General features: G+C 66.9%; 4 protein-coding genes. 1 reads left to right on the top strand and 3 read right to left on the bottom strand.

Features of this window, described 5'->3' with window-relative positions; translation table 11 throughout:
* The coding region (locus tag QZ184_RS11275) for a DegT/DnrJ/EryC1/StrS family aminotransferase (RefSeq protein WP_296419715.1) at positions 1–1,094 on the bottom strand (1,094 nt) is incomplete at its 3' end.
* A 38-nt stretch (positions 1,095–1,132) separates the two neighbouring features.
* A complete protein-coding gene (locus QZ184_RS11270; RefSeq protein ID WP_296419713.1) occupies positions 1,133–1,690 on the bottom strand; it encodes a thioredoxin family protein in 558 nt (185 codons plus the stop codon).
* 42 nt (positions 1,691–1,732) lie between these two features.
* Here QZ184_RS11270 and QZ184_RS11265 point away from each other — a divergent pair, with 42 nt between their 5' ends.
* Positions 1,733–2,218 (top strand): hypothetical protein, encoded by a 486-nt coding sequence (locus QZ184_RS11265; protein ID WP_010314416.1) that lies wholly within the window; start codon positions 1,733–1,735, stop codon positions 2,216–2,218.
* Here QZ184_RS11265 and QZ184_RS11260 read toward each other — a convergent pair.
* On the bottom strand, positions 2,215–2,677 hold a 463-nt coding region (locus QZ184_RS11260), incomplete at its 5' end, for a hypothetical protein (protein ID WP_296419711.1). The two genes, QZ184_RS11265 and QZ184_RS11260, sit on opposite strands and share 4 nt — an antisense overlap.

Here is a 2,677-nt window from a genome sequence, read left to right as displayed (position 1 = left end):
GAGCAGAGGCGCTCGGTGATGGGCAGCGAGCCGGGCCCGTAGTTCAGGTGGGCATAAGCCGGCTGGCGGTGGATTGGAATCGGGTAGTAGATGATCGTTGTGACGCCGGCCTCCTGGAGCTGCTGTTTCAGCCAGTCGCGGCAGCAGGCTTCCGGGAGGCCGAAGTTGGCGCTGTCAGCGGACGGGGTGCAGCTTGAGCCGCAGGCCGGCGTGGGACTGCAGGCGGGGACACGAACGACGAACTGGTTCCAGCTGTGGCCGGAGGGACCGGCCTCGGGCAAGGCGAAGCCGCTGCTGCCGCTGAGTTCGGCGCGGTAGCGCTGGGCGATGGCCGTGCGCTTCTGGACCCAGTCGCTCAGGTGGGGCAGCTTGACGCCCAGAACGGCGGCCTGGATCGCATCGAGGCGGCTGTTGTAGCCGAGCTCGCTGTGGAGGTAGCGGCGGGGCATCCCGTGCACCGCCAGCTCCCGCATCCGTTGGGCCAGCGCCTCGTCTTTGCAGGTCACGGCACCGCCGTCACCGGCGCCACCGAGATTTTTGGTGGGGAAGAAGCTGAAGCAGCCCACATCGCCACAGCTGCCCACGGGGATTCCAGCCCAGATGGCTCCGCTGGCCTGGGCGCAGTCCTCGACCACCCTGAGGTTGTGCCGCGCGGCAATGGCGCAGACGCGCTCCATGTCGACTGGCCGGCCAAACAGATGCACTGGGATCAGAGCCTTCGTGGCGGGGGTGATTGCGGCTTCCACCTGATCCAGGTCGATCAGATAGGAGCTCTCCTCGACATCAACGAAGACCGGTGTGGCGCCCACGGCGCTGATCGCTTCTGCGGTGGCAAAGAAGCTGAAGGAGGCGGTGATGACCTCATCGCCTGGACCGATGCCCAGGCCGCGTAGGGCCAGGATCAGGGCGTCGGTGCCGCTGTTGCAGCCCACGGCAAAGGGGCTCTGCACGCTCTCGGCAAAGGCCTTCTCGAAAGCAGCGATGACCCCGCCACCGATGTATTGACCGCTACGGAGAACCTCCAAAACCGCTGCATCCAGCTCAGGTCCGAGCTGCGCCAGCTGTTCCGTGAGGCTGAAGGGGGGCACCTGCATGAAGGGAACCTTAAGGCCCCCACTCGGTTCTCGGCCCTCTAGGGCTCCTGCGGGTGCCACTTGATGTTGCAGCCGATCGATGGCGTTTGCTCGGGGCTGATCGCTTGACCGTTCAACAGGGCGTCGATGGCCGCCCTCAGGTCGGCGCCATTGAGCGGTTGGTCGTTGCCGGGGCGGCTGGCATCGAGCTGGCCGCGATAGACGAGCTGGTGCTGGCTGTCGAACAAAAAGAGATCGGGGGTGCAGGCGGCCTGGAAGGCCTTGGCGACCGCTTGGCTGGCATCAAAGAGATAGGGGAAGCCCCAGCCCTGGCGTTGGGCCTGTGCGCTTAAGCCTTCGGGGCCGTCCTGGGGGTGGGTGATGGTGCTGTTGCTGGAGATCGCCACGATCTGCAGCTGCTGGCCGTAGTCGCGCTCCAGGCGGCCCAGCTCGGGCTCGATGTGGATCACGTAGGGGCAGTGGGCGCAGATGAACAGCACCAACACCGGTTGGGCTTCCAGCGATGCTGTGCTCCAGCTGCCGCCTGCGGCCCGCTCCAGCGCGAACGCCGGCAGGGGCGTTCCCAGGGGCAACATTTCAGACGGGGTGAGCACCATGACAACGCCACCAGAATGGGGCTGATTGTGCCCTGAACTGCCTTGGGTTGGCCCCGTCCCGCAGCGGCTCTCCTGGCCCTGGCTCTGCTGGGTTGTGTGCCCGCTCACCGCAGCGCCACCTGGACGATCTATCCCCTGCAGCGCGCCCAGCCCCATGACGGCTTGGCGGTGGTGAATCAGCCCGACGGCTACGGGCTGCACATCTGGCTCTCCACCGACACCCGGGAGGCCGGCGTGTGCAAACCCCGCTGGCTGGTGGATCCGGCTCGACTGTTTAACGGCAATGGCAGCAGGCCCTTCAGCACGGGCCTGGCGAGCCGTCAGGAGTTTTTTGAAGCGGCCAACCGCCAGGACGTGCAGCGGGCCCTCCGGCAGGAGCTGAAAGCGCTCTGCCGTGAGCGCGCTCCCAAGGCCCGCTGGCAGTGGACGGTTCCGCCCCGCAGCGCCGCTGAGGTCTCGGCTCCAACCTTCCCGATGCTCGAGGAGCGGGACCTGCTCAGTCCCCCAGAGGAGAACGCAGCTTCTTAAGCCTGCGGCGCCCAGTCGGCCCAGACCTCCCGTTCGGCTTGCCGCCAGTAGCGGCTAAAGCGCCCCAGATTCACTCCCTCCTCCAGCTCGACGAAGGGTGTGGGTTCGAGCTGTACCACCGGCAGGGATTGCTCGAGCGTGCGGCAGATGCTCCCCACGCGGGGATCCACGCTGGAGCTGGTGACGATGCCATCGGCGCCATGGGCTTGGGCAAAGCGCAGCACCTCACTGGCCACATCCCCTTGGCGCAGGGTCACGGGCAGCTCCAGCAGGCACTCATACAGAAAGCCGATGCGTTTCAGGCTGACCGGCTCGGCCGCCCCCTGGGGATCGGCGGTGGTGGGGCTGTTGCCCCGCAGCAGTTCTCGGTCAAACACGAACACCGCCGGCTGACCGGGGTACGCCAGGAGGGCGGGGTTACTGGGGCCCAGGGCGTCCCCGTGTAGCCACAGGATCGGG

Origin of the sequence: Vulcanococcus sp. DEBay_Sum22DG08_74, from assembly GCF_017852955.1 — a bacterium.
Lineage (GTDB): Bacteria > Cyanobacteriota > Cyanobacteriia > PCC-6307 > Cyanobiaceae > Vulcanococcus.
The sequence above is the reverse complement of the archived record's forward strand: the minus strand, read 5'-3'. Positions and strand labels throughout refer to the sequence as shown.

What these genes read in the sequence shown, in the direction of transcription:
- QZ184_RS11270 (WP_296419713.1), bottom strand. Translation starts at nt 1,690, where the DNA reads ATGGTGCTCACCCCGTCTGAAATGTTGCCCCTGGGAACGCCCCTGCCG.